Source organism: Alishewanella sp. SMS8, from assembly GCF_030737935.1.
In the GTDB taxonomy this organism is placed as follows: Bacteria; Pseudomonadota; Gammaproteobacteria; order Enterobacterales; family Alteromonadaceae; genus Alishewanella; species Alishewanella maricola.
In genome coordinates, this window is the sequence record NZ_JAPJEA010000001.1 from 796,456 (window position 1) to 819,205 (window position 22,750).

The 22,750-nt window shown below is 46.9% G+C and carries 18 protein-coding genes; 2 read left to right on the plus strand and 16 right to left on the minus strand.

Annotation, left to right across the window (positions count from 1 at the left end; translation table 11 throughout):
• Positions 1-8: 8 nt before the first annotated feature.
• Positions 9-1,328 (plus strand): mechanosensitive ion channel family protein, encoded by a 1,320-nt coding sequence (locus ORJ01_RS03630; protein WP_306176991.1) that lies wholly within the window; start codon positions 9-11, stop codon positions 1,326-1,328.
• Here the strand turns inward: ORJ01_RS03630 and pbp4b are convergent.
• Together pbp4b and tyrS are read right to left on the minus strand one after the other, a co-directional pair.
• Positions 1,323-2,957 carry a penicillin binding protein PBP4B gene (gene pbp4b / locus ORJ01_RS03635; protein WP_306176992.1) on the minus strand — a complete coding sequence of 545 codons (1,635 nt, stop codon included), beginning with the start codon at positions 2,955-2,957 and terminating at the stop codon, positions 1,323-1,325. The two genes, ORJ01_RS03630 and pbp4b, sit on opposite strands and share 6 nt — an antisense overlap.
• Before the next feature lie 23 nt (positions 2,958-2,980).
• A complete protein-coding gene (tyrS, locus tag ORJ01_RS03640) occupies positions 2,981-4,183 on the minus strand; it encodes a tyrosine--tRNA ligase (RefSeq protein WP_306176993.1) in 1,203 nt (400 codons plus the stop codon).
• A gap of 146 nt (positions 4,184-4,329) precedes the next feature.
• Between tyrS and ORJ01_RS03645 the strand changes: the two genes are divergently transcribed.
• Positions 4,330-5,697 carry a peptidoglycan DD-metalloendopeptidase family protein gene (locus ORJ01_RS03645; protein WP_306176994.1) on the plus strand — a complete coding sequence of 456 codons (1,368 nt, stop codon included), beginning with the start codon at positions 4,330-4,332 and terminating at the stop codon, positions 5,695-5,697.
• 673 nt (positions 5,698-6,370) lie between these two features.
• On the opposite strand, the gene ORJ01_RS03650 is transcribed toward ORJ01_RS03645, so the two are convergent.
• From ORJ01_RS03650 to ORJ01_RS03715, 14 genes are all read right to left on the minus strand, one after another.
• On the minus strand, positions 6,371-7,996 hold the full coding sequence (locus tag ORJ01_RS03650) for an NADP-dependent glyceraldehyde-3-phosphate dehydrogenase (protein WP_306176995.1): 1,626 nt from the start codon (positions 7,994-7,996) through the stop codon (positions 6,371-6,373).
• 166 nt (positions 7,997-8,162) lie between these two features.
• The gene (locus ORJ01_RS03655; RefSeq protein ID WP_306176996.1) at positions 8,163-9,119 is read right to left on the minus strand and encodes a sugar kinase; all 957 of its coding nucleotides are present in this window, start codon (positions 9,117-9,119) and stop codon (positions 8,163-8,165) included.
• Between the two features lie 11 nt (positions 9,120-9,130).
• Entirely contained in the window at positions 9,131-9,775 is a 645-nt protein-coding gene (eda, locus tag ORJ01_RS03660) for a bifunctional 4-hydroxy-2-oxoglutarate aldolase/2-dehydro-3-deoxy-phosphogluconate aldolase (RefSeq protein WP_306176997.1), read from the minus strand.
• Positions 9,775-11,259 carry a mannitol dehydrogenase family protein gene (locus ORJ01_RS03665; protein ID WP_306176998.1) on the minus strand — a complete coding sequence of 495 codons (1,485 nt, stop codon included), beginning with the start codon at positions 11,257-11,259 and terminating at the stop codon, positions 9,775-9,777. Before ORJ01_RS03665 ends, eda begins: the two co-directional genes overlap by 1 nt.
• Before the next feature lie 165 nt (positions 11,260-11,424).
• Positions 11,425-12,849, minus strand: a complete 1,425-nt coding sequence (gene uxaC / locus ORJ01_RS03670) for a glucuronate isomerase (RefSeq protein ID WP_306176999.1) — start codon at positions 12,847-12,849, stop codon at positions 11,425-11,427.
• A gap of 91 nt (positions 12,850-12,940) precedes the next feature.
• Positions 12,941-14,509, minus strand: coding sequence for a UxaA family hydrolase (locus tag ORJ01_RS03675; protein WP_306177524.1), 1,569 nt, complete (start codon positions 14,507-14,509; stop codon positions 12,941-12,943).
• A gap of 142 nt (positions 14,510-14,651) precedes the next feature.
• On the minus strand, positions 14,652-16,112 hold the full coding sequence (locus tag ORJ01_RS03680; protein ID WP_306177000.1) for a glycoside hydrolase family 28 protein: 1,461 nt from the start codon (positions 16,110-16,112) through the stop codon (positions 14,652-14,654).
• Positions 16,113-16,258: 146 nt separating this feature from the next.
• On the minus strand, positions 16,259-17,293 hold the full coding sequence (locus ORJ01_RS03685) for a LacI family DNA-binding transcriptional regulator (RefSeq protein WP_306177001.1): 1,035 nt from the start codon (positions 17,291-17,293) through the stop codon (positions 16,259-16,261).
• Positions 17,294-17,315: 22 nt separating this feature from the next.
• Positions 17,316-18,092, minus strand: coding sequence for an IclR family transcriptional regulator (locus ORJ01_RS03690; protein ID WP_306177002.1), 777 nt, complete (start codon positions 18,090-18,092; stop codon positions 17,316-17,318).
• Between the two features lie 22 nt (positions 18,093-18,114).
• A complete protein-coding gene (locus ORJ01_RS03695; protein WP_306177003.1) occupies positions 18,115-19,410 on the minus strand; it encodes a TRAP transporter large permease in 1,296 nt (431 codons plus the stop codon).
• The gene (locus ORJ01_RS03700) at positions 19,410-19,913 is read right to left on the minus strand and encodes a TRAP transporter small permease (protein WP_306177004.1); all 504 of its coding nucleotides are present in this window, start codon (positions 19,911-19,913) and stop codon (positions 19,410-19,412) included. Before ORJ01_RS03700 ends, ORJ01_RS03695 begins: the two co-directional genes overlap by 1 nt.
• On the minus strand, positions 19,903-20,937 hold the full coding sequence (locus ORJ01_RS03705) for a TRAP transporter substrate-binding protein (protein ID WP_371930707.1): 1,035 nt from the start codon (positions 20,935-20,937) through the stop codon (positions 19,903-19,905). The genes ORJ01_RS03700 and ORJ01_RS03705 overlap by 11 nt, the downstream gene beginning before the upstream one ends.
• A 78-nt stretch (positions 20,938-21,015) precedes the next feature.
• Positions 21,016-21,858, minus strand: a complete 843-nt coding sequence (kduI, locus tag ORJ01_RS03710) for a 5-dehydro-4-deoxy-D-glucuronate isomerase (RefSeq protein WP_306177005.1) — start codon at positions 21,856-21,858, stop codon at positions 21,016-21,018.
• Positions 21,859-21,898: 40 nt separating this feature from the next.
• Positions 21,899-22,657: an SDR family oxidoreductase gene (locus tag ORJ01_RS03715; RefSeq protein WP_306177006.1), complete on the minus strand. Its 759-nt coding sequence runs from the start codon at positions 22,655-22,657 to the stop codon at positions 21,899-21,901.
• Between the last annotated feature and the right edge of the window lie 93 nt (positions 22,658-22,750).

Here is a 22,750-nt window from a genome sequence, read left to right on the forward strand (position 1 = left end):
AGGAAGACATGGACTGGGAAACGTTATACACAGAGGTGCTGACCATCATTCAGCAAAAAGAAAATTGGTATCAACTCGTTGCACTTAGCATAGCGTTACTCATTGCCTCTTTCAGTAATCAACGCCTACAACGGGCGCTAGAAAAACATCAATTACAAGGTGCTAAGTTGCGGCATCTGGCCATTCGCAGTTTACAGCGTTTACTGTGGCCGTTAATCGCCTTACTGGTATTAATCCCCATTAAAGCCGCCTTTGTACAACAAGAACTGCCGATGAAATTGTTAGGGTTCGCTACGCCTATCCTACTGGCATTGGCCATGATCCGCTTTTGTATTTATCTGCTTCGTAAAGCGTTCTCGGTAAGCCCTTTACTTAAGTCATCCGAAAACGTGTTATCGGTGCTGATCTGGTTAGCCGTTGTATTACATTTAGTCGGTTGGTTACCTGCTGTCGTTGCGATGCTGGATAGTTTTGCTATCACTGTCGGTGAAAGCCGTATCTCTGTGCTATCGGTAATGAAACTGCTGTTTATGATTGCCTTAGCCTTTACCTTAGCGCTTTGGCTCTCCACACTAATTACCAATAAATTGGAACGTACACATTCTATTAGCCCGAGTATGCGGGTTGGATTTGCTAAGTTCACCAAGTTTTTCTTAATTACGGTGGCGTTTTTAGTCGCGTTAAATGCCGTAGGCATTAACCTTAGCTCACTGGCAGTATTTGGTGGTGCTCTGGGTGTTGGTTTAGGTTTTGGTTTACAGCGGATTGCCTCTAACTTTATCAGCGGCTTTATTCTGGTACTCGACCGTTCTATTAAACCCGGCGACATTATCTCGGTAGGCGATAAATTTGGTTGGGTAGAACAACTTAATGCTCGCTATTTGGTAGTGCGTAACCGTGAAGGTGTCGATACCTTAATCCCGAACGAAAACATGATCACCAACGAGGTGATTAACTGGAGCTATGCTGATCCATTCGTGCGCGTAGTCATTAAAGTGCAAATTAGTTACGACGACGATCCAGAGCAAGCCATGGCCCTTATGCTCGAATGCGCCCAAGCCTCCGCTCGGGTATTAACGGAACCCGCCCCAACTGTCCGTTTAATGGAGTTTGCCGATAGCGGCATTGAACTGCAATTACGCGTGTGGATTGCTGATATGGAAAATGGCACGGCTGCGGTGAAATCGGATATTAACGTGGCCATTTGGCGCATCTTTAAAGCCAATAATATTACTATTCCGTATCCACAGCGTGATTTACACATTAAAAGCTGGCCGAGTAAACCGCGCTCAGACCATCTGCTCAGTGATATTAGCGATGAGCTATAACTGCAAGGCCTGATAAATCATCGTCATAATACTGCCGTAGCGGCCGGTTTCAAACCGGTCGCCACTAAAGTAATAACCCTCACCGTCGGCCACTATCGGGCTGTGTTTTTTATTGGTCAGTAGCACCACCATGAGATTATGCGCTGGATCGATCACCGTTGCGGTTCCGGTCCAGCCGGTATGGCCGTAAGCATATTGACTGGCATAAGCACCGAAGTGCCATGCTAAATCACCTTGTACTGCGGTACGCCAACCCAGCGCATATTGATGATCATAAGGAGAGGCTGCCACAAACTGCTGTATCGTCGCTTGATCAAAGAAGCGTTGCCAACCATAGCCACCACCTTGTAATGCCACAGACATCAACACCGATAAATCGGCCGCGGTGCTAAACAAACCGGCATGTCCAGCGACACCTTGAAAAGAATAAAAAGCTTTTTCGTCATGCACTTCGCCCCGCAGCACCCCTTGGCGATTGGCAGGAAAACTGACACGACCACCGCGGCTATTGCCTTGTAATTCGGTTGCGGCAATCTGTGATACTGCCACACCGTGCTGCAACGGATTAAACAACGTATCAGCCAAACCTAATGGCTGATAAAATTGCTGCCGGACAAACACATCTAAAGGCTGTGCGCTTATTTTCTCAATCAGCATACCAAGCAACATATAATCGACATCGCTGTACACCGACTGCACGCCACGCTCAGCCGCAAAGGGAACTTGCGTTAAAATTAAGTGCTCGGTATGCGCTTTGTTTAGCGAATAAAACGCAGGGCCGTGTCGGTTGTCAGGGCGAAAAAAATGCACCTCAGGCGGATAACCGGCAATATGATACAGCAAATCGCTGACCAGACGCTGCTCACGGCCACCGCCCTGATAATCTGGTAAATAATGCTGAATGGGTTTTGTCACATCTAACTTGCCTTGGCTAACCAGCTGCATCAAGGCATAGTTAGTGGCATACATTTTAGTATTCGAGGCGATATCAAACAGCGTGAAGCGCTGCATGGGCTCGGGCTTTGAGACACCACGGCCATCATCGGTATAACGCTGGCTATAACCATAGGCACTGTGTTTAATCACCACGCCATCTTTAACCACCAACAAGACGGCTCCCGGAAACCCCTCGGCAACCTCCGTCTCGATTAACTGATCTATCGGCTGAAACGCCAAGGCATATTGCTGTAAATCGGTGCGTAACGTAGGAAATGGCAGGCTCAGTTTGACTTTAGCTGAAGCAGGAACGCTGCTGAGATAACGCAGACGGTTTTCACCATTGCGAGTATAACGTGATACATCAATCTTTACCGGTCGACCATCAGCCGGGCGTTGCACCCGAATAAGTTGTTGATTAACTTGCAACAGCAACTCAGTGGCTTGCTGCAAATCAATCAGTATTTCACCCTGCCCAGCATAAGCTAAAAAACTGCGGGTGTTATTAAGCTTACTGCGCTCACTGCGCTGCTCTGGCCAGGTAAGTTGTAACTGGCCATGCCCTTCAGCTAAGGCCAGTTGCTCCGCCGGGGTTAACGGCAAAGGTGCGGCGAAACGTGACCAACCAAACAGACTGCATCCTGCCAGCAGGCACAAACTTAAACTTAACAGCAAGGTGCGCAGTGACAGCATCGGTTCAGCCCTTTTCGTTTTACTTACGCTAAGGTGACCTTAGCAAATTTACGTTTACCTACCTGATAAATTTGGCAAGTGCCTTTGGCAATATCTAACTTAGCATCAGTAACCTTGGTTTCACCGTCTAACTTCACCGCGCCTTGTTTGATCATGCGTAGCGCTTCAGAGGTACTCTCCACCAAGCCAGCCGCCTTTAACAGGTTAGCAATGGGCATGCTGGGCTCATCACAGCTTAAGGTGATTTCGGCAATGTCATCTGGCAAGGCATTTTTACTAAAACGCTGAATAAAGTCTTGATGAGCCGCTTCAGCCGCCGCATCATCGTGAAAACGACTGATTAATTCTTTCGCTAAAGCAATTTTCACATCACGCGGATTCAGCCCTGCTGCCACATCTTGTTTCAACTGTGCAATCTCAGTCAGCGGGCGGAAACTCAATAAGTCGTAATAACGCCACATTAACACGTCAGAGATAGACATGACTTTACCAAACATTTCGTTCGGTGCATCGGTAATACCAATGTAATTACCTAAAGATTTAGACATTTTCTGCACACCGTCTAAACCTTCCAGTAAGGGCACCATCATGACCGTTTGTGGCCGCATGCCTTCATCTTTTTGCAGCTCACGCCCCATCAACAAGTTAAAGCGTTGATCGGTGCCCCCCATCTCAACATCGGCTTCTAAGGCAACAGAATCCCAACCCTGTACTAACGGATACAGAAATTCGTGAATAGCGATGGATTGATTGTTAGCAAAACGCTTTTTAAAATCATCACGCTCTAGCATACGCGCGACGGTTTGGCGTGATCCCAGTTTGATCATGCCGGCAGCGCCTAATTTCTCCATCCACTCAGAATTAAAGGCGACCCGCGTTTTGGCCGGATCTAGAATTTTAAATACTTGTTCTTTGTAGGTTTCAGCGTTAGCCAACACCTCTTCGCGGCTTAAAGGCTTTCGCGTAACGTTTTTACCACTCGGATCGCCAATCATGCCGGTAAAGTCACCAATTAAGAATATGACTTCATGGCCTAACTGCTGAAAAGTACGCAATTTATTAATCAGCACCGTGTGGCCTAAATGTAAATCAGGCGCCGTCGGATCGAAGCCCGCCTTGATCTTAAGAGGTTTGCCTTCCTTTAATTTGGCAATTAGCTCTTCTTCAAGCAGAATTTCCTCGCAACCGCGTTTTAGCTCTGCTAATGCCTGTGCCCAATCGGCCATTTTTAACTCCTAAGAATAAATATTTTTGCTCAGATAACGGCCATTCTATCGCATGTGCCGCCGAGGTGAAACGCACAAAAGTCTGGTATCTTCGAAAAAAAACAGATATGCTCGCTTTTTGTGCATTCTCAGATATTGTGGTTATTATGCAGCAATTAGTCGCTCAAATTCCTTCTCGTCATCGCCTGCTAATTCTGCTGGTTTCTGTTTTTATTGCTATTTTGCTACTTTTACCTTCCGAGCAAGCCTCTGCCTCTCGCGGTTCCGAACACAGCAGCTTAGCCATCAGCAACACCTACAGTGTTGAACTGAACCTTCCCGCTGAAACCCCCTTAGCGGCTTTACCTGAAGTAAGCGATGAAGTGCCGGAATTACCCGATGTGGTTATCGAACAACGGGGTTTACAGTGGACCACGCTCGAAGTACAAAGTGGCGATATCTTATCTAGCCTGTTTCGCAAAGCCAATGTTAGCCAGCAAACCATGCTGAGCATTTTAGATTTAGGCAAAACAACACGCACGTTAACAAGGCTTTATCCTGGTGAAAAACTGGAATTTGGTTTGGATGAGCAAGGCGAATTACAACAACTGCGTTATGCCATTGATCGCCTGACTACCTTACAAATCAACCGCAACCTTGAGGGCAACTTCACGGTAGAAGAATTACGCAAGCCCGTAGAACAACGCCAACAATTCACCAGTGCCGAAATTCGCAGTAATTTTTGGACTGCCGGTTTAGCCGCAGGCTTAACCGATGCGCAGATTATGCAACTTGCCGGTATTTTTGGCTGGGATATCGATTTTGCGTTAGACATTCGCGCGGGCGATTATTTCTCTGTGCTCTATAATGCCGACTACGTTGAAGGTGAATTCTTGGGTAATGGCACCATTTTAGCGGCGCAATTCAGCAATCAGGGCCAGGTGTATCAGGCTATTCGACATAGCGATGGTAACTACTACAAACCTGATGGTAAAAGCATGCGCCAGGCTTTTTTGCGCGCGCCGGTTAGCTTTCAATACGTTAGCTCTAACTTTAATCCACGCCGCTTACATCCAGTGTTAGGCACAGTGCGAGCACATAATGGTACTGATTATGTAGCGCCAGTCGGCACTCCCATTATGGCGGCAGGGGATGGCAAGGTCACAAAATCAGCCTACAATAGCTTAAATGGTCACTATGTGTTTATTCAACACGCCAATAATATTGTTACCAAATATCTGCATTTATCGAAACGCTTAGTGAAAACCGGTGAGCGTGTGCGCCAAGGTCAAAGCATTGGTAAATTAGGCTCTACCGGCCGTGTAACGGGCGCGCATTTACATTACGAATTTATGCTTGATGGCGTGCATCGCAATCCACGTACCGTGAAATTACCCGAAGCACTGCCACTACAGGGTAAAGACAAGCAACAGTTTATGCTAACCGCTAGTACCGTATTGGCCGAGCTGCAACAACAACATCAGCAATATTTGGCTGGATTGCAGCAAGTTACTTTACCCAACGCAGCAAACTAACTAAGTTAATTATCATGGGGTCACAAAGCATGTTTACAATCAAATAATATTAAAACTTATAATAATCTGTTCTTTAAATATAAAATTTTTTACTGACAATATTTAGTGTAGCTCTTTACCGTATTCAACTTTTAAAACAATCACACAATATATAAAACCATATTTTCCAGAACTACAAACAACCACCTTATTTCATACAACTTAATCTATAAATTATTCTTTCTGCCGGTAATGAATTTTTGACATTATCTCATTTAAAGATGAAAAAATTTATTACGCAATCTGATTACTGCTTCCCTGTTTATTGACCCAGCACCGCTGAAACGTTGCCCGCTGAGATTGAACTTCCGATTGAACTGACATTTAATCGCCATTTCTAAAAGATATCCACCTCTTTTGGAGGTGGCTTAAAATTGAAAAATAAATAACAATTGCCCCTCAAGAACAAATAAAACCATTTACCTCTAACAAAGATTAGATATTTGATTCAGAGTGTAGCGGCAGCTTGAATCCTTATTTTAATCAGTCAATACCTTTTTAATAATATGCACATTGCCAACTTTAAAAGTAATTTAATAAATTTACTAAAAATATATAATTAATAACTCGGTTAGTTTCTATTAAAACTTATATAAGTAAACATATGTGATATCAATACTAAGATAATTTACTTTTAAAACAAAAAGTCTGTCGACAAAAAGTGCGAGCCCCGCTGACTGATCATCTGTTTTACAAAAGCCACATCGCCATCCTGATACTTAGTTGCCACCAGCGTCGGGATAGAAAATTGTCTAAGGGCGTCCACGACCGATAGCGTACCTTCGGCAGAATCTTTGCGGCCGTTAAACGGAAAACTATCTGGACCACGTTGGCACTGTGCATTAATGTTAATGCGGCCGACCTGATTGGCAAAAATATCCACCAACTCACCGACTTGCTTGGCATTTTGGCCAAAGATACTAAGCTGCTGCCCAAAGTTAGCATTAACCACGTAATCGATGACTTCACCAATATGATCAAAAGGCACCACCGGCACCAGTGGGCCAAATTGTTCTTCATTATATAAGCGCATCTGGCTATTGACCGGATACAGCACAGCAGGGCGGAATAACGAGCCGGCTGTCTCACCGCCATTTTGGTTTTGGATTGCGGCCCCTTTGGCAAGGGCATCTTGCAATAACTCGGTAAGATAGTCAGTTTTTCTGGGCTCAGGTAACGGCGTAATCGCCACGCCGTTGTCCCATGGCATACCCAAAGGTAACTTAGCAACGGTAGCTGATAACTCTTTAACAAAACGATCGGCAATGCTGCGCTCAACAAACAGAATTTTTAAAGCCGTACAGCGTTGACCGTTAAACGACAAGGCACCAGAGACAACTTCGCTAAGGGTGCGTTTAAAGTCCGCATCGGCAAAAATAATACCGGGATTTTTCGCATCTAAGCCAAGTACTGCACGTAAACGATGTGGTTTAGGATGCATCCGTTTTAGATCACTGGCACCCTTGTTGGTTCCGATATAGGCAAAAAGATCAATCTTGCCGCTTTCCATTAAAACACCAACCGTTTCTCGGCCACGCCCGTAGATAATATTAATCACACCGGCAGGAAAGCTTTGCTGAAAGGCTTTTAATAGCGGTTGGATTAGTAGCACACCGTATTTGGCCGGTTTAAAGATCACGGTATTGCCCATAATTAACGCTGGGATAAGGGTAGTAAAGGTTTCATTTAACGGGTAGTTAAAAGGCCCCATACAAAGCGCTACACCCACTGGTACCCGCCGAATTTTACCTAAGACCCCCTGTTCAATAATAAAATGGCTGGCGGCACGATCTTGCTGTTTTAAGGCAGCAATAGTATCGCGGATATAATCGCAGGTACGATCAAACTCTTTCGCAGCATCGGTGTAATTTTTACCAATTTCCCACATCAGCAAGCGCACCACTTCGTGGCGTTGTAGCTGCATCAAACCTAGAAATTTTTCTACATGACCAATACGCTGCAATACCGGCATGCTAGGCCATGCACCACGGCCAAGATCATAGGCTTTTACCGCGCCATCTAAGGCTTCCAAGGCTGCATTAGCATCAAGTAAGGGGGTATAACCTAATAATACCGGCGATAATTGTGCCAAAATATCAGACCCAGAGCGCAACTGCACCGGGCTAATCACCGGGCTAAGTTCACCTGGCCAACTCGCCAACTCGCCATTCAGTAAATATTCGCGCTGTTCAATAACCTGCTGCTGTACAAACTCGGCTGGGATATCAGCGGCTTGCGGAAACACTGTTGCTATACTCATACCTTACTCCCAATTATGTTTTCGTTGCCACTGGCACCATCTGGTTGTAGAGATACTGTCTGATGATTCAGATCTTGTTTTAACCGTCCCCTCGGGCAGCACACCTTATAGGGAGCAGGTTCTGGCGACTGCCTTAGCGCAGCTCGAAAGCCAGATTTCCGTCATCTTACTTTTGAAAAAGCGACGGTCGGTTCTTAGCCCAAAAACCATTAAAGTGTTCTTTTGCGACAATGGCCCCCGTATGCTCTACCACAAAACCCGCCAGCCTTGCCGCAAACTTAACCGCGTATTGCGGTGTTATACCGCCTAACCTTGCCGCTAAATATCCGCCGTTAAAGGAATCACCAGCAGCCGTGGTATCTACTACTTTTTTCACCGGATGTGCCAGCGCCGTAAATTCCTCACCCTGATAACGACCGGTAATACCGTCTTTGCCATTTTTAACAATGATCTCGCCAACGCCCAGCGCCGCCAGTTGGGCCACCACCTGCCCTGTCGACTCAGCAGAAAACAATACTTTGTGATCATCCAAGCCAGGCATAGCGATATCGGCTAATTGGTAAGCACGCACAAAAGCGGTTTTCGCGGCATCAGCATTGGGCCATAAGGCAGGCCGGTAGTTAGGATCAAAAATAATCTGGCTGCCAGCGGCTTTTAAGCGGCTCACTAACACGAACAAGTCTTCGCGATCTTGTTCACTTAAAATCGCCAGCGTAATGCCAGAGAAGAAAAACATGTCTGCGCCACTAAGTTGCTCGAAAGCATGTTGCGCAGCAGCCAGTTGCATCACCTGCTTGGCCGCTGAAGTATCACGCCAATACACAAAACTACGCTCACCAAACGCATCGGTATTGATCATATAGAGGCCCGGACGGGCAGTTTTAGTGCGAAAAATAAGCCCGGTATCAATCTTTTCCCGCTCTACTGCTCTAACTAATTTATCGCTCATTAAATCGGTACCCACAGCGCTAAAAAACTGTACGGTTACCGGTTGCTCGCAACAACGTTTTAAATAAACAGCGGTGTTAAACACATCGCCAGCAAAAGCCTGATGGTAAACACTTTCGACCAGCTGAAAAAGCTCGACCATACACTCGCCCATTATGACAATACGTTTATTCATGGCCTTACTCCTCAAGCAGCTTGCTTTAACTGCAATGCTAGTTCTGTTGCTTTGCGCGATAGTTCAGTAATCAACGTCCAGTCTTGTTCAGCAACGGCTTGTGCTGGTGATATCCAAGAACCCCCGACTACAAACACATTTTTCAATGCTAAATATTCAGATAAATTCTGTTGGCTAATTCCTCCCGTCGGGCAAAAGCGAACTTGCTGAAAAATACCACTTAATGCTTTTAACATTGGTGCGCCACCAGAGAGATTCGCCGGGAAGAATTTTAGCTCGGTTAAACCCATTTCCAGCGCCATAGCAATTTCAGATGGTGTCGAAACACCTGGTGCAAGTGGCAAACCGGTATCCAGCATCCCTTGTAATAAAGTTGGTGTGCTAGCGGGGCTAACCAAAAACTGTGAGCCGGCATTTTTAGCTGCTTGCGCATCCGCCTTAGATAAAATAGTCCCTGCGCCCACTAACAATTGCGGAATATGTGAACGAATAGCGCTGATACAATCTAAGGCTTTGGCCGTGCGTAAAACCACTTCTACCGAACAAATACCACCTTGATACATGGCCTTGGCGATGGCAACAGCTTCCGTCGGCGTTTCTGCCTGAATAATGGGTAATAAGGCAGGACCTTGCAGTATCTTCGATAATGCCGACATTAAATAACTCCACTTATTTTGGCTGGATTTTGGTTAGATGCATGTTGTGCCACAAACACGGTTAATTGCTGGTAAGCAGCAATCACGGCTGCTAAAAATTCGGCGTTGAGGCTTAAATCTACAGGAAACACTGTATCTAACGCTAAGAACAAAGGTACATCGTGAGTGGCTTGACCGGTGCATTGATCGGCTAGCGCTAGTAAGGTGTCAGCTAGTGGGTCAACCAGTTTTTCGCCTTCGCTGGCGCGGCGGCGGATAAACAAGAACCAGGCAGCCAAACAGCTACTCAAACGCGCAATCGACCGACCGGCGGCCAGATTGTCGTTGATGGCGGGCAATATGCGCATCGGCATTTTTTGCGAACCATCCCAGGCAATTTGGGCCAATAAATGCCGGATGGCCGGGTTACAAAAACGGGCAAAAATATCGGTACTGTATTGGTTAACATCCAGCTCGCTCGGTGCAATAAATGATGGGATAATTTCTGCGGTGACCATCTGCTTAAGTTGCGCCACCAGCTGCTGATCCTGCATCGCATCGTAAACTGTTTCATATCCAAGCAAATAGCCGGTATAAGCCAAAGTGGAATGCGGCGCATTTAATAATCGCAACTTGGCTTTTTCAAAGGCGCTAACATCGGCGGCATAAATAACACCGGCTTGCTGCCAGGCCGGCCTCTCACTGGGAAGAATATCTTCAATCACCCACTGTACAAAAGCTTCACGCTTAATAGGCCAGTTATCTTGTAAGCCTATCTCTTTGGTAACATTGGTGCGCAGTGTTTCGTCGGTCGCCGGGGTAATGCTATCGACCATAGTGCAGGGACAAATCAACTGTTGCTCTAGCCAGTTCGCCAGCGCCGGATTTTTTTGTGAAGTATAGCTAATTAATGCCCGACGCAGTTTACGGCCGTTGTCGGTCAGGTTGTCGCAGCTAATCACACAAAAGGGTGCCACATTGGCCTGATAGCGAGCAGCTAAAGCACTGGCTAATAAGCCGATGGCAGTAACAGCCTGGCTATTACCGTTTAAATCCTGCTGAATTTGCGGGTGTTGTAAGTCCAGCTCTCCAGCGGCATTCAAGCAATAGCCTTTTTCGGTAATGGTCATGGTGACATAGCGAGTGCTGGGGGCGGTTAAACGGGCAAACACCGCAGCATATTGCTCGCTGGCAATTAATACTTCCTGCACGCTACCAATAATTTGATAACTGGTTTTGCTATCGAGCACGGCAAGTGTATATAAACCATCTTGCGGCATTAGCGCCTGACTGACATCGGCTGAGCGCATCGATACGGCACTGATAGCCCAATCGCCGCCATGTTGTAGAGCTTGATCAGTATAAAAGGCCTGATGGCCACGAAAAAAAGCACCGGGGCCTAAATGTACAATGCCAATTTGTGGTTTAACCTCAGCCAGGCGATAAGCCGGAAGTGGTAATTTGCCGTCGAGGCTGGCGAGTGTGCTATTGCTTAGATGTTCCATAATTTGCCTGCTGTTCACGTTAAGCTATGTGGCTTCACTCAGTAAAGGCACACAATGACCCCTTTCCCTGGGGGCTTCTGTCCAGCATCCATGCTGGACACGCTTTGTTTAGCCCTTACTGAGCTTCGCTGCCGAGTATCGTGGTATACCCTGACAATTTTTTTACTATTTCAACTGATACGCTTTTTTCACCAAGCCGTAAGTCAGGTCATAAGCTAACTCGCCTGCTTCGGCTTCGGTTAGCCGGTGCTCTGCGACTAAACCGGCCAAAAAGCGGCAGTCAATACGACGAGCCACATCATGTCTTGCTGGAATAGATAAAAAAGCGCGGGTATCGTCGTTAAAGCCAACGGTATTATAAAAACCCGCGGTTTCGGTGACTTGATGCCGGAAGCGCAACATACCTTCAGGGCTATCGTGGAACCACCAAGCCGGGCCGAGTTTTAAAGCCGGATAATGACCTGCTAATGGCGCCAGTTCACGGGCATAGGTGGTTTCATCCAGCGTAAACAAAATAATGTTTAAACCGGCTTCGTTACCGTATTTTTGTAATAGTGGCTTTAAGTTGCTAACAAACTCGGTTGGGCTTGGAATGTCTGCACCTTTATCCGGGCCAAAGCGCTCAAAAATCATCTGGTTATGGTTACGGTGCGCACCGGGGTGAATTTGCATAGTCATGCCATCTTGAAGACTCATACCCGCCATTTCGGTCAGCATTTGGCCTCTAAATAATTCGGTTTCTGCCATGCTGGCAGTGCCTGCTAAACAACGTTGAAAAAGCGCGGCAGCTTCCGCTTCTGGTAAATCGGCAGTAATGGCAGACGGGTGGCCATGATCGGTCGCTGTTGCACCATGTTCACGGAAAAAAGCCCGGCGAATACGTAAAGCTTGCAGGTAACCCTGCCAATGACTGGTATCTTCGCCAGTAAGTTCGCCCAATTTCGCCACATTAACCGCAAAATCGGCGCGGTCCGCATCTACAACGTCATCAGGCCGAAAGGTCGTAATAACGTTTTGTTCAAAGCCCGTCCCTTTTAATTTAGCATGGTGCCGTAAATCGTTTAACGCCCCTTCCGTAGTAGCAATTAACTCGATGTTAAAGCGCCCTAATAAAGCGCGAGGTTTAAACTCAGGCTTAGCCAACTGCTCGTTGATGGTGTCGTAATACAGATCAGCGGTGTCTTCGGTCAGCGTTACCTTTAAACCAAAGACATCATGGAATACGGTGTCTAACCAAATACGCGAAGGAGTACTGCGGAACAAATAATAGTACTTAGCAAAAATATGAAAAATTTTGCGATAATCACTTTCTACCACTGCCCCATCTTTACGGCGAATCCCCAGCGATTCCAGTTTAATGCCCTGGCTGTATAGCATGCGAAAAACATAATGATCGGGTAACAACAGTAAGGCAGTGGCATTTTCAAAATTGGCATCATCGGCAAACCAACGTGGATCAGTGTGACCATGCGGGCTAACAATGGGTAAATCCTTAATTTGCGCGTACAGTCGTTGCGCTATAGCGCGAACCACCGGATCGGCTGGAAATAATCGGTCTGGATGCAATTCTAAAGGAAATGTTTGAGCCATAATATCTTATCCTGTTTCATATTCAGTAAGCTGTCGCACTGACGCTCAGCCTTTTATGTGCATTGTATTTAGTACGCCTTGATACCAAAAATTAAAGCGTTACGCCGTTTTTCCAGATTGCAATTTCCCGGTTGTCCGAGATTTCATTGCGCGTCCGCTGCCCGGATGCTACCGCCACCAGATAACGGAAAAATTCATGGGTAAATTGGTTAGGATCCTGCCCAGCTCGCAATAAACCGCCAGCATCGAAGTCAATCCACTGTGGTTTACGCCCTGCCAGATTTGAATTAGATGAGATTTTTACTGTTGGCACAGGAAAACCCAAAGGCGTGCCGCGACCGGTGGTAAACAAAATCATAGTGGCGCCAGCTGCGGTCAGTGCAGTAGAAGAAACAGCATCGTTACCTGGGCCTTCTAACAAGGTTAACCCCGGTAAGCTGGCTTGCTTGCCATAGCGAATAATTTGATTTATCACTGCCGAGCCACCTTTTTGAATGGCGCCCAACGATTTTTCTTCAAGCGTGGTTAGACCACCGTCTTTATTGCCCGGGCTTGGGTTTTCATACACCGGCTGGTTGTTGTCGATAAAGTACTGTTTGAAATCATTGACCAGTTCAACCAAATCATTAAAGACCTGCTCATTCTGCGCCCGAGCCATAAAAACTTGTTCAGCACCAAACATCTCCGGCGTTTCGGTCAGTACCACTTTACCGTTAGCTGACGCTAATAAATCGGCGATGCGGCCCACTAAGGCATTAGCGGTTAGGCCACTTAAGCCATCAGAACCACCGCACTTCATGCCCATGACTAGCTCCGACACTGGGCAAGCACTACGTTTGTCCTGCGCCATCATCGCCAATAACTCACCTACGGCAGCCAAGCCTTGCTCGACTTCATCTTCAACCTGCTGCGCATTAAAAGCTCGAATGCGCTGTTGATCAACATCCGGACTGGCCTGAAGCAACTTTGCCAACTGATTGTTCTCACAACCTAAGCCCAAAATAAGCACCGCACCGGCGTTGGGGTGCTGGATAAGTCCGGCCAGTAACTCACGAGTGTTTATCAGATCATCACCTAGCTGAGAGCAACCAAAAGGGTGAGTAAAAGCATGAATACCGTCAATATTAGGTAAGTTCAGCAGCTCTGAGAACTTCTTGCGAGCCAATTCCGCTACACGCATGGCGGCACGGTTTACACAGCCAACGGTGTTGATAATCCACAATTCGTTACGGGTTCCCACCTTGTCATTAGCACGGCGATAGCCCTGAAATTCAGTAGGTAAACCCGCAGGAAACTGCAGCGGTTGCGCTTGGCAACCAACATAGTGATACGCAATGGTGCCACTTAACTCGGTGGCCAGATTATGCGAATGCACCTGAGCGCCAGCAGCAATATCTGCCGAAGCTTTACCGATAGCAAAGCCATATTTGACCACCGCATCGCCGGTGTTAATTGGCTTAAGTGCTACTTTGTGGCCAGCCGGAATATCGCTGCTAGCAATCAGGGCTGCGTAGGGCTCAGGCAAATTCTGCCCGGCAAAAAGAGGCTGCAAGGCAACCAACACATTATCACGCGGATGCACCTGCACTACCTTGAGTTGCTCTGTTAGGGTTGCCTCCGATAAAGTAATGCTACAACCCGGTTGCTGCTCTGTTGTCATCATATGCTACCTGTTTTGTTGCTTGCGGTAATTCACGTTAGCTATGCCACTGCCTATCGGTGGTATTGTTAATTTAAGAAAAACCATAACCTATTGATCTGTAAACTGCTAAACTAGTCAAACCGCCCTTTGCAGCAATGTATTAAATAGAGAATGGCTTGCCATTTAATGTGAGATCCAGCTGATCAACTTCGGCAATATTTTCCAGTACACCTAAAGACGCCGCCTGCTTAAAATAAACATGGTGCAAAGTTACACCACTTATCGGCGCCCGTTCGAAACCACGTACCTCAAAAGCGCGTTGGGCTTTTTGAACTGTCAGTTTACTAATATGTAAGTTACGTACTTGGGGCATAAAATTACCGGCATCGCCTTCTTCGTAATAGAAGTTAATGACGATAGCATCACGCACTTCACCAATCTCGATATCTCGGATATAGACATTTTCAATTAACCCTCCCCGTACAGAGTTGGTTTTTATGCGAATACCACGTGCCAAATTAGGGCTGCTCATACGGCAGCGCCGAGCGAAAATATTACGAGCCCCACCAGAAATTTCACTGCCAAATACCACACCTCCGTGGCCCGAGAGCATAATACAGTCTTGTATAACCACATTTTGCACTGGAATGGCCAAACGGCGACCGTCGTTATTGCGGCCTGACTTTAGGGCAATGCAATCATCCCCCGTGTCGAATAAACAATTCTCAATCAGAACTCGGTTAGAGGATTCCGGGTTACAGCCATCGGAGTTAGGGCCATGGCTAACACAGTTAACACTGCGGATAATCACATCTTCTGATAACACCGGGTTAATTAACCAAAAGGGTGAATTACGAATGGTCACACCTTCAATCAATACTCGCTTACAGGCATAAGGCTGTATAAAGGGTGGGCGCAGATAGTTTTCAGTAAAACGGCGAGCAGCAACCGGCAAACCTTGCTCAGCCATCACAAATAATGGCGTGCGTGTTTTCTCCTGCTCCACACTGGCATCATACTCCCAGTTCCGCCGCTCCCAATCGCCTTTCCAGGGCCACCACGCATCGACTGCGCCATTGCCCTCTAAAATACCTTTACCGGTAACGGCAATATTCTCTTGCTGATAAGCATAAATTAATGGCGAATAGCCCATCAGTTCCACGCCTTCCCAACGGGTCATCACATAAGGCAGATAATGCTCGCGATCCGTGTAAAAAGATAAAACAGCATCATCATGCAAATGCAGGTTTACATTAGATTTAAGGTGAATAGCGCCGGTTTCAAAACGGCCAGCCGGTACTACTACCCTACCACCACCTGCAACAGCACAAGCAGCAATAGCAGCCTTAATGGCATTGGTATTATCAAAGCCTTGCTCAGCCTTGGCGCCATAGGCTGTGATTAAAAAGTCTTGTGCCGCAAATTCGGTTGGTTTAATCGCTTTAATGATGCTGTCTGCTTGGCGCCACTGTGCTAAATCTTCGACATCTTTAGGATTGGCAGGCATGTTATCTTGGCTCAACGAAGGTAAAATCTGGCAACCGCTAATCGATAACAAGCTAAGCCCTGCAGAAAGTAATCCAAGGGTTTTTACACTGTCTCGTTTTATCAGATCTGTCATCTTGTTTCCTTTGTTGCTTAGCAGCAGGAAAATCTTCAGCTGCAACGAATCTTAAGTTCTATAATAACCAATTTGCCACCGGTGGCAAGCATTTCACTAAAAAAATTGCCACCGCTGGCAACTTTTTTAGTGCAGCTCAATTATTCCTATAAGGTTACAGGCTGAAAGCGGCCGGTAGACTCGCGAACCACTAAAGTTGGCGCCACTTTTGCTGCGACATTCGCAGCAGCTTTATGGTTTTGCTCTATCGACATAATCATCTTGGTTGTGGCCAATAATGCCATTTGCCGTACAGGGCGACGGATAGTCGTTAATGATGGTGTTACTCGTGACGCAAGCATATTATCATCGAAGCCCGCTACCGACAGTTGGTCTGGCACCTTAATACCCAGACTGTACGCAACTTTTAGTACTGCTGCGGCCATTTGGTCATTATTAGCAAAGATCGCCGTGGGTCGCTCTGGCCGTTGTAGTAACTGCTTAGCGCACTCAATACCGGTTTCAAAGGTATTGTTACCTTCCAGAATCATATCGGCGGGAATCTTTACCCCGTAAGCTGAAAGCCCAAGTTGAAAGCCTTCCATTCGCTCGGTTGACGATTTATAACGCTGGGGCCCACTAATGAAAGCTATATTTTCATGTCCTAACTGGGCAAAATAACGCGCCATTTCTGCTGCTGCCGCACGATCGTCAGACACTACTATATGCTCTTGGGTATCCAGCGCGACTGAGCTTAACCGCACATAAGGACTCCCTGACTCTTTTAACGCCGACGCTAGAGTTTCCGACTCAGATACTGGGGGTAACACGATAACACCATCCAGTTTTGAGCGACGCATAAAGCGCAGGCAGTCATTAACCAACGATTCACTTTGGTAACGACACGGGTGCACTACCAGCTCGTAGCCAAGTGTTGAGCAAACTTCCAGCACTCCTCGCTGTACATCATCCAAATACAAGGCATCGGGGTTGTCGTAAATGAGGCCTAATAAATAAGAACGGCTGGACGCTAAGCCGCGCGCCTGCGCATTAGGAGCGTACTTTAACTCGTTAATCACCTTTTCAACTTTTAGGCGAGTACTTTCGCCCACACTTAACGAGCCGTTGATTACACGTGATACAGTTCTTTTAGAGACCCCGGCAATGCGGGCGACATCATTAATGGTTGATTGCTTTTGCATCAATTCGTTTCCGCCTTAAGGGCTATTTCTGATTGGCCGCAAGCTGCGGCCGGTAAACCGTTAAGCCAATATCAATGGCTGTTTTTTTTACTTGTTGCGCCACATCGGCAAACTGGTTTCTGGCAAAAATACTGCTGGGTGCAGTAACGGTAATGGCGGCAACCACTGTACCCCGCTCATCGCGAATGGGCGCGGCCAAACAGCGCACATCTTCATGATATTCCTGATCATCGGTGGCATAACCCCGACCTAATATTCGTTGCAATTCTAATTTAAGTTCATCCGGCTCAGCCAAGCTTTGTGCCGTCATCCTTTTAAACAGTCCCTGTCCGGCGAGTAACCGCAACGCATCAAAATGCAAAAACGCCAAAAACACTTTGCCAGCAGCCGAACAGTTAAAGTGCGCTATAGTGCCGGGGCGAGCAGCGATCCGCAAGGGGTTAAGGCTATCACAGACCTCAATGATCAACGCTCCTTCGGCATGCGGCAGATTGAGTTGCGCCGTCATACCGGTGCTTAACGCTAAGCTTTGCAAGTAGGGCAAGGCCTGTTTACTCAGTTTACTGGAGCTGACCAGATTAAAACTCATTTTAAATAGCGAAGCCCCAACCTGATAGCGCTTCCCCTGCTTTTCCAACAACTGTTGCTGACAAAGCGTTTGCAAAATCCGGAAGGTCGTCGTGCGAGGTACCGACAAGCGCTGCTCCAACTCAGTCAGACTTAAACCCTGCTCCGACTCCGACACCAAGGATAAAATGCGACACGCATTTGCCAAATTAGGGATCACGTAACTTACCATGAGTGCGCTCCTCTGTCTTTGGTTATAAACCAAACAACGCCGGTAAAAATTCACTGATTGCCGGAATATAAGTCACCAGCATCAGTACCACAAACATGGCCAGATACAGCGGCATCATGGGTTTGATAATGGCTTCAATACGGGTTTTAGCGATGGCACAGCTAACAAAAAGCACACTCCCCACCGGGGGGGACACTAAACCAATAGACAGATTAAGTACCATCATAATACCAAAGTGCAGCGGGCTCATGCCAAGCTCAACCGCCACCGGTAAAAAGATTGGAGTAAAAATTAGCACTGCCGGTGTCATATCCATAAAGGCCCCCACCAATAGTAAGATCAGATTAATCATCAACAATATTAGCAACGGGTTTTCACTTAAGGTCAACATGGCGGCGCTAATGGTTTGTGGTATTTGCTCGTAAGATAAAATCCAGGACATCGCAGACGAGGTAGCAATGAGCGCCAGCACTATCGCTGTGGTTTCAGCCGCTTTCATCATAATGCCCGAAAGCTCAGTAACTTTAACTTCACGATAAATGCCCACTGCCAAGATCAGCGAATAGACTACAGCAATAGCGCCAGCCTCCGTTGCAGTAAAAATACCGCCGATAATACCGCCAATCACTAAAAAAATCATAAACAGGCTGGGTAGTGCCGCAGCTATTTTTTGTACCACCAGTTTCAATGGCAAGCGTGCGCCAACCGGATAGCCTTTGATTTTTGCATAACCGGCACACACGGTCATTAAGGCCACGCCCAGCAGAATACCGGGTAAATAACCGGCCACAAAGAGCGCAGCAATAGACACACCCCCACTGGCGATGGCATAGACAATTAAAATATTACTCGGTGGTATTAACATGCCAGTCGTGGCGGCGGCGGCGGTTACCGCTGCGCTGTAATTGACATCGTAGCCCTGCTTTTTCATTTCAGGCAACATAAAGCTACCAATGGCGGACGTGGCGGCAACAGCAGAGCCTGAAATGGCGCCAAAAAACATACAGGAGACCACATTCACCAAGGCCAAACCACCTGGTAACATACCAATAAGCGCCATAGCACATTCGATTAACCGCTTGGCAATTCCGCCCCGGCCCATGATAAGCCCAGACAAAATAAAAAACGGGATGGCCAGTAACGCAAAACTATTGATGCCCCCCGCCATACGCTGAGCCATAGTGGTCACTGCCGGCAAAAAGTCAATACTGACCAACATGGTTGCCAGCGTAGCTAAACCAATCGAAAAAGTAATAGGCACATTCAGTAGCAGCAAGCCAAAAAACACCACTAATAATACAAGAATTGAAATTTCCATTAGTGCAGCCCCTCAACTGTTGGCATTGCCTGGTCTGTACTTAAGAAATACAGCTGACAGCAACCGTAGAATGCAATAAGGCTGCCAGAGAAAGGAATAATCATATATATGTAGGCCATACGGATATTGAGCGCGGCTGACATCTGATTTAGCTCATAGGTTAAAGCCACCAGATTGCCGCCACCAATAACCATTACGGCAATAGCAAACAGCACGACAGCTGCAATTACCCACATGGCTAAACGCTGCCGATTAAGAGGGTTAAAGCGCTGCGTTACAATATCCAGCCCCAAATGTACACCGGTTCGATAAGCCAGTGCAGCACCTAACATGCCAATCCAAATGAGCAAGCAACGCGATAACTCTTCGGTAATGGAGCTTGGGGTATTCAATAAATAACGGGAGACCACCTGCCAACCTACCACCAGCACTATACTGAGCATTAAGGCTGCAAGTGTCCATTTCAGGGCGCTGTCGATCCGACAAATAAGCTTATTCATCATTGCGCTCCTGTTGTTGCTTACCGGTTGTTTCTCTCAGCGCAGCGATACCTTGTAGCAAAGGACCAATTTGTGTTTGCAGCATTTGTTGATAAAAAGGCGAAACCGCTTGGCGAAATGGCTCTTTATCCGGATAAATCACTGTTACCTTCGCAGCTTTCACCGCTGCCAGTGCTTCCTCCGAGACTTGATGCCAAGCAGCCTTTTGATAAGCAATAGAATCGTTAGCGGCTAGTTGTACCCATTTTTGCTGCTGGGGTGTCAAATTTTGCCAAACATTCAGGCTCATAATGAGTACATCAGGTACTGCGGTATGTTCATCTAACGAGAAGTATTTACTCAGCTCATAATGGCGGGATAAATAAAAGCTTGGCGGGTTATTTTCCGCACCATCCACCACACCTTGTTGAATCGCAGTGTAAAGCTCACCCCAATCAATAGGTGTGGCAGCGCCCCCTAGAGCTTCGACCATCCTTACCGCCGTTTGACTATTGAGCACCCGGAATTTTTTTCCTTTTAAATCTTCGGGCTTATCGATGCGAGTATTGCTGGAATAAAAACTGCGGCTGCCAGCGTCATAATAGCCCAGACCAAACAAGCGGGCATTTTGGATTTCCTTTAACAACCCTTGGCCAATGTCGCTATTTAATACTCGCCAAAAATGTTCATTATCATCAAAAATGTAGGGCACGCTAAACACTTGCATAGCGGGTACAAAACCTTCGAGCGGACTAGCCGATACCTTGGTCATAGCCAGACTACCAATTTGCAACAACTCTATCAGCTCACGTTCATTCCCCAGCTGACCGCCACTATAGATGTCAATGCGCATACTGCCGTCAGAATAATGCTCTAAGCGCTCACCCATCAGAGCCATGGCTTTGTGTACCACATGTTCCTGATCGAGTGTATGCGCCAATCTTAGGACTTTAACATCCTGTTCAACCTGACAGCCACTAAGTAAAGCCGCACTTACCCCAAGCAACATAGCACCGACGACCGACCAGCAGTTTCGTTGTTGTTTCATATTGTTACCCTGTCTTTTAGTCTTTAACGTTGCAGCCGGTTTTATTCTCTGTAAACCTCGGCGGCATAAGACGGTTAGTTAACGTATATCGCTCGCTGGAAATTTATCCATATCGTGATAATCCAGGTTTTCACCTGCCATACCCCAGATAAAGGCATAGTTACTGGTGCCGCAACCACTGTGGATAGACCAGGCTGGCGACACGACCGCTTGTTCGTTCGCCACCCAGATATGCCGGGTTTGCTGCGGCTGCCCCATAAAATGGCAAACCCCCTGCTCAGCGGCTAAATCAAAGTAAAAATAGGCTTCCATACGGCGATCATGCTGATGCGCAGGCATGGTATTCCAAACGCTTCCCGGTTTAAGTACGGTTAACCCCATCTGTAACTGGCAGGTTTCTACCACATCATTAATCATCAGCTGGTGAATGGCTCGCTCATTCGAGGTGGCTTGCGAGCCCATTTGCAACACGGTGCATTTGTCCATGGTTAAGTGCTTAGTTGGATAACTATGGTGCGCCGGTGCAGAGTTCAGATAGAACTTGGCCGGAGTGACACTATCGCTGCTTTGAAAGCTGACATCCTTTGCACCCATGCCGATATAAAGCGCTTCTTTGTTGTGTAGCACATAATCTGTGCCATCAACAGATACGGTGCCGCTACCACCAACGTTAATAACACCCAACTCGCGGCGTTGTAAAAAGTACTCAGCTTTTAGCGCTTCAACCGTTTCAAGCTTTACCGCTGCTTGCACTGGTACAGCGCTACCAAGAATTACCCGTTCATAATGGGTGTAGCAAAGCACCAGTTGGTCGGTCTGCATCAAGTTATCAACCAGAAAGTGCTGGCGTAATTGTTCGGTATCGTATTTTTTAACGTCATCCGGATGAGTGGGATAACGACTTTCGTAAATAACGCTCATGGTAAAATCCTTGCAATAATAAGTTCGTTAATGAAATCACTTAGCGCGCCAGCCAACCGCCATCTACGGCCAGTACATGGCCATTGACGTAATTACTGGCACTAGAGGCCAAAAATACTGCTGCACCAGCCAAATCTTCCGGCTCTCCCCAACGGCTTGCCGGGATCCGGGCTAAAATCGCACTGTTGCGCTGTTCATCCGCTTGTAATGCTGCCGTGTTATCGGTACGAAAATAGCCAGGGGCAATGGCATTGACCTGTATATTGTGTTGTGCCCATTCATTGGCTAAAGCTTTGGTTACTCCGGCAATCGCATGTTTACTGGCCGTATAAGCCGGTACAGTAATACCGCCACTGTAAGAAAGCATCGAAGCAATATTGATAATCTTGCCGCTACGACGCTTGATCATTTCAACGCCTACCAACTGTGCTAATAAAAAGGCCGCGTCCAAGTTTACAGCAATCACTTTATGCCATTCTGCCATCGGGAACTCATGTGCGGGAGCACGGAAAATAGTGCCGCCACAATTGACCAAAATATCGACACTACCCAGCTGAAGTGCTTGCATTGCTAACTGCCGAACCGACTGTTCATCTGCCAGATCAGCGACCAATTCTTGCGCTTCTCCACCTGCAGCGATAATGCTGTCTACGGTGGCTTTTGCGCCACCCTTATGCGAGCAAGAACAGAGCACGCGAGCACCTTTGGCAGCCAAGGCGATTGCTATTGCTTTACCGAGACCCCGGCTGGCACCGGTAACCAGCGCAGTTTTATCCGCTACTGAAAATAAATCTGTCATCTTTTACTCCTATTCGCCGCTATCACTGGCATTTTTTTGTCGCTACTTACTGTGAGTTTAACGGTTAAGTCACGATTAATATTGTTCAAATAT